We start from the raw sequence: 284 nt of genomic DNA on the forward strand, positions 1-284 counted from the left end.
GATGGATTATATGATATTGTAGAGACAGGCAATGGCGCATTGGATACAGATGGTGATGGTCAGGCCAATGGTAGTGTTGGGATGAATGGTATTCCTGATGTTGCCGAAGATGGCGGTGTTGATGGTGCTGGAGTGAGTACAGTTCCTACGGATACGGATATGAATCCAAATGATGGACCAGACTATTTAGATATCGATGCCGATGATGATGGTATTGTAGATAATATCGAAGGTCAGACAACGGCAGGTTATATCGCACCCATTGTAGATGATCCATTAACACC

General features: G+C 44.0%; 1 pseudogene. It reads left to right on the top strand.

Annotation, left to right across the window (positions count from 1 at the left end):
• Positions 1-284, top strand: a pseudogene (locus Q0829_RS27535) (hypothetical protein); the annotation flags it as partial.

Source organism: uncultured Aquimarina sp., assembly GCF_947492405.1.
Taxonomy (GTDB): domain Bacteria; phylum Bacteroidota; class Bacteroidia; order Flavobacteriales; family Flavobacteriaceae; genus Aquimarina.